Consider the following 4426-nt stretch of genomic DNA (forward strand, 5'->3'; position numbering starts at 1 on the left):
TTGTGGTGGCCGCAGCGAGGGCGATTTCGCCCGGCCACGTTTTGGAGAATTCTTCTGCAGTGCGCCACGCGCGCAGGCCCGTGGCACAGGCCAACACAAGGCGGCGCGGGTCGGGGGCATCGGGTAATGTGCGGCGCGCGTTCGGGTGGATCGGGGTTGGCGCCTCAGCCTCGGGGCGCAGTTCGACGATCAGGTCGTCGGGGCCGGGGGTGACAAATGCAAAGGCGCGGTCGGGTTCCGGCGCGCTGTGAAAGTCCATCCGCGCATGGTGCCATCCGGTTGTGTTGACCTGCACCAATGTGCCCAACGGTGAGGGCACCGCACCCAGCAGAACCTGTAGTGCCATCTGTGCCTGCATCGCGCCGATTTGTGCCACCACGGGGCCCAAAACGCCCGCCGTCGCACATGACGCGCCGCTATCGGGCGCATCCGGAAACACGGCGCGCAGGCTAGGCGCGCCGCCGCAAAAGCCACCGACGTAGCCACCATGACCCAACACGGAGGCTGAAATCAGTGGCGTCCCGGCCGCAAGGCATAGGTCCGACGCAAGGTAGCTTGCTGCGTAGCTGTCAGCACAGTCCAGCACAATGTCATGGGCCGCGATCAATGCGGGGGCCATATCGGGGGCAAAGGCCTTTTGTAGGGCCGTGACCTCGATGTCGCTGTTCAAGGCCTGCATGCGCGCGTTAGCAATCGTGGCCTTGGGGGCGCCCACGTCAGCCTCAGCAAACAAGGTCTGGCGGTGCAAGTTGCTGAGCGCAACTGTGTCGGGGTCCAGCACCGTGATCCGCCCAACGCCTGCGCCCGCCAGCAGTGGCAAAACCGGTGCGGCCAGCCCGCCCGCGCCCACCACCAACACCGACGCCGCAGTCAGCCGCTGTTGACCAGTGGCACCCATGGCGGGCAGTTGTATTTGGCGGGCGTAACGGGTCATTTCGCGGCCTCAAGCCACGCGCGGACCCGGGCCTCCGGGTTGGGGTTCAGGGTGATGTCTGTCACCGCAGAGACAACATCGGCCCCGGCGGCAAAGGCCCCCGGCGCGCGCTCAACGCTCATGCCGCCAATGGCGACCAAGGGCACGTCGCCCATCTCTGACTTCCAGCGGGTCAATCGCTCTGTGCCTTGGGGGTCCCATTTCATCTGCTTTAAGATCGTTGGGTAAACTGGCCCCAATGCAAGATAATCTGGCTTGTAGTCCAAGGCGCGCCGCCGCTCTGGCCCGTCATGGGTGCTAAGGCCAAGGCGCAGGCCTGCGGCGCGGATCGCGCCCAGATCAGCAGTATCAAGATCCTCTTGGCCAAGGTGCAGCCACGCGCAACCTTCCTCAATCGCGAGCTGCCAGTAGTCGTTCACCACCAACTGGCAGTCATAGGCGGCGCAGGTGGCTTTGGCGCGGCGGATTTCGGCGCGGACCTCATCCGTAGTGCGGTCCTTGACCCGCAGTTGCACCAGTTTGATGCCCAATGGCACCAACCGTTCAATCCAATCGGCACTGTCAAAGATGGGATAAAATCGCGGCAGGCTCATGACAGGAACGCCTTTCCGATAACGGGGGTAGAGGGGGCGGCCATGTCGCGGGGCTCCATTGGGTCAGCCTCAGCCGCAAGGGTGCCGGCCGACACGGCCTGCGCAAAGGCCATCGCCATCGCAGCCGGATCGCCGGCCTTGGCGACTGCCGTGTTCAGCAGAACCGCGTCAAAGCCCATTTCCATCGCGGCCGCAGCCTGTGATGGCAGGCCAAGGCCCGCGTCAATCACCAACGGCACGTCCGGGAAATGCGCCCGCATCGCGCGCAGGCCAAAGACGTTGTTCAATCCCTTGCCGGAGCCGATGGGCGCGCCCCATGGCATCAAAACTTCGCAACCCGCGTGCAGCAGCCTGTCGGCCACCACGAGGTCTTCGGTGGTGTAGGGGAACACTTGGAACCCGTCTTCGGTTAGGATGCGCGCGGCCTCAACAAGGCCAAAAACGTCCGGTTGCAGAGTGTCCTCTTCGCCAATGACCTCTAGCTTGATCCATTTGGTATCAAACACTTCACGCGCCATGTGGGCGGTGGTGACGGCTTCTTTGACGGTGTGACATCCGGCCGTGTTGGGCAGGACATGCACGCCCAACCCTTGGATCATCTGCCAAAAGTCTTGGCCTGCGCGGTCCTGCCCGCTTTCGCGGCGCAAGGACACGGTGGCCACCGACGCGCCCGAGCGTTTGAATGCATCTGCCAGAATGGCGGGAGACGGATATTGCGCCGTGCCCAGCATGAACCCATTGGAAAGGTGGGTGCCGTAAAATGCGCGCATGTTATCCTCCCTGCATTGGGGCTACGATTTCAACGGCGTCGCCGTCACGCAGATCAGTTGTGGCGCGCAGCCCTGCGGGCACAAAGCTGCCGTTGACTGCTGTGGCCACTTTGGCAGTGCCCAAACCCTCGGCGACCAGCACATCGGTCAACGTGCGTGCGTCGATCTCGCGGGGGGTGCCGTTAAGCAATAGCTTCATCCATCATCTCCGGAGTGGCGTTTTCAAAAATTACGTCGGCTACCATTTCGCCCAAGGCAGGCGCCAGCAGGTAGCCGTGGCGAAACAGCCCATTGGCGCGGATCAACTGGCCGTTGGGGCCATCGCGCCGGATGCGGGGCAGATTGTCGGGATAGGCGGGGCGCAGGTCCACGCCGACCTCGACCACCTCGGCCTCGCCAAAGGCGGGGTTCAGGGCATAGGCCGCGCTAAGAAGTTCCAACAGGGACCGGGCGGTCACATGATCACTGGCGGAACTTTCGATCATGGTCGCGCCCAACATAAAGATCCCGTCGCCGCGCGGCACAACATACAGCGGAATACGCGGGTGCAGCAGGCGCACCGGGCGGGTCAGGTCCACGTCCGGGCAGTGCAAGACCAACATCTCACCCTTAACGCCGCGCAGGTCTGAAACCGCGTCGCGTGCAGCGTAGCCCCGGCAATCCACCACAAGGCCGTTCGATGCATTTGGGTCCACCTCGGCCACCTCAAAATGGGCACCGTCGCGGGTGACGCTTTCGAAAAGGGCCGCAAGGGCTGCGCGCGGGCTTAGGTGAGCCTCGGTGTCAAAAAACAAGCCCCGGCTAAAACGCGTGCCCAGATCGGGTTCTAATGCCGTGACCTCGGGGCCGGTTATCTCACGGAAATGATCTGTGCGCCGGGCAAATCGCTTGAGGTCGCCATGGTCTCGGGCCGCACTCACGACCAAGGAGCCGTGGCGCTGCACCAAAGCGGTGTGTTTGTCCCACCAATCCGCGGCGCGTTGCCCTAGGCGAACGACTGGTTCCTCGGCGCTTTCGCCCTCACAAAATGGAGCAAGCATGCCGCCTGCCCACCACGAACAGCCATGCGCGCCGGGTGGGCCGTTGCGATCCACCAGCCGCACGTGCGCACCGCGATCCAGCAGCGCGCGTGTCACGGCAAGGCCGGCGACGCCTGCGCCAATGACGGTGACTTCGGTCATCTACCAGACCTCATGAAAGTGGTGCACTGGACCGTGGCCCGCCCCGATGCTGAGCGTGTCGGACGCCACAATCGCACGGTGCAGATACGCGTGCGCGGTTGTGACGGCGTCGGTCAAGGTCGCTCCTTTGGCCAGTTCGGCGGCGATGGTGGCAGAATATGTGCAGCCCGTACCGTGAGTGTTGCGGGTGTCGATGCGTGCAGCCTCAAGGGGGAGGGGAGCTGCATCGCTCCAGAGGAGGTCAGTGCAGGTGTCGCCGGTGCCGTGCCCTCCCTTTAGCAAAACAGCACCGGGCCCAAGATCCCGCAGGGCCTTGCATTGCGCGACCATCGTTTCATGGTCTGGGGCCTGTGTGGTGCCCAGCATTTGCGCGGCTTCGGGCAGGTTGGGGGTGACCAATGTGGCCAGTGGCATTAGGCGGCGCAACAGCGTGTCCACAGCGGCCTCTTGCAACAGGGCGTCGCCGGATTTGGCGATCATCACAGGGTCCAACACGATGGCCCCCGAAAAACCGGCGAGTCGGTCTGCCACGACATCAATGATGGCTGGCGAAAACAGCATGCCGAGCTTGATGGCCCGAACGTCGAGATCACTGAGGACTGCGTCGATTTGGGCCGCAACAACATCAGCGGGTATTTCATGCACCGCTGTCACGGAAGTGGTGTTTTGCGCGGTCACCGCCGTAATGACACTTGCGCCATAGACACCGCGCGCGGACATCGCTTTTAGGTCGGCCTGAATACCCGCGCCGCCCCCACTGTCGGAGCCTGCGATGGTCAATGCAATGGCGGTGGGCATGAACGACGCCTCCTCAGGTATTGGGGGCGTTATGGTCGGGTCAGGAGGCGGGAGTGATGGGCCTGTGTTCTGGCCAAATGTACCCGTTCCCTACGCCGGCATTGCCCGGATCAGGTTCGACGGGTCAGTGCAAGCACCTCTCAGCCCAAT

The 4426-nt window shown here is 63.5% G+C and carries 6 protein-coding genes and 1 riboswitch; all 6 genes read right to left on the minus strand.

Annotated features, from left to right (window positions below; translation table 11 throughout):
• Positions 1–934 (minus strand): HesA/MoeB/ThiF family protein (locus tag AC4GMC_RS17305; RefSeq protein WP_490391481.1); only part of this gene is annotated, 934 nt, incomplete at its 3' end.
• The gene (locus AC4GMC_RS17310) at positions 931–1527 is read right to left on the minus strand and encodes a thiamine phosphate synthase (protein ID WP_487878091.1); all 597 of its coding nucleotides are present in this window, start codon (positions 1525–1527) and stop codon (positions 931–933) included. The genes AC4GMC_RS17305 and AC4GMC_RS17310, both read right to left, overlap by 4 nt.
• Entirely contained in the window at positions 1524–2297 is a 774-nt protein-coding gene (locus tag AC4GMC_RS17315; RefSeq protein ID WP_487878090.1) for a thiazole synthase, read from the minus strand. The genes AC4GMC_RS17310 and AC4GMC_RS17315 overlap by 4 nt, the downstream gene beginning before the upstream one ends.
• 1 nt (position 2298) lies before the next feature.
• The gene (thiS, locus tag AC4GMC_RS17320) at positions 2299–2496 is read right to left on the minus strand and encodes a sulfur carrier protein ThiS (protein ID WP_487878089.1); all 198 of its coding nucleotides are present in this window, start codon (positions 2494–2496) and stop codon (positions 2299–2301) included.
• Positions 2480–3478 (minus strand): glycine oxidase ThiO, encoded by a 999-nt coding sequence (thiO, locus tag AC4GMC_RS17325; RefSeq protein WP_487876644.1) that lies wholly within the window; start codon positions 3476–3478, stop codon positions 2480–2482. Before thiO ends, thiS begins: the two co-directional genes overlap by 17 nt.
• Positions 3479–4276: a bifunctional hydroxymethylpyrimidine kinase/phosphomethylpyrimidine kinase gene (gene thiD, locus AC4GMC_RS17330; RefSeq protein WP_487876643.1), complete on the minus strand. Its 798-nt coding sequence runs from the start codon at positions 4274–4276 to the stop codon at positions 3479–3481.
• A gap of 70 nt (positions 4277–4346) precedes the next feature.
• Positions 4347–4426, minus strand: a riboswitch (TPP riboswitch). This riboswitch is flagged as partial in the annotation.

It is taken from the genome of Thalassobacter sp., from assembly GCF_982993085.1.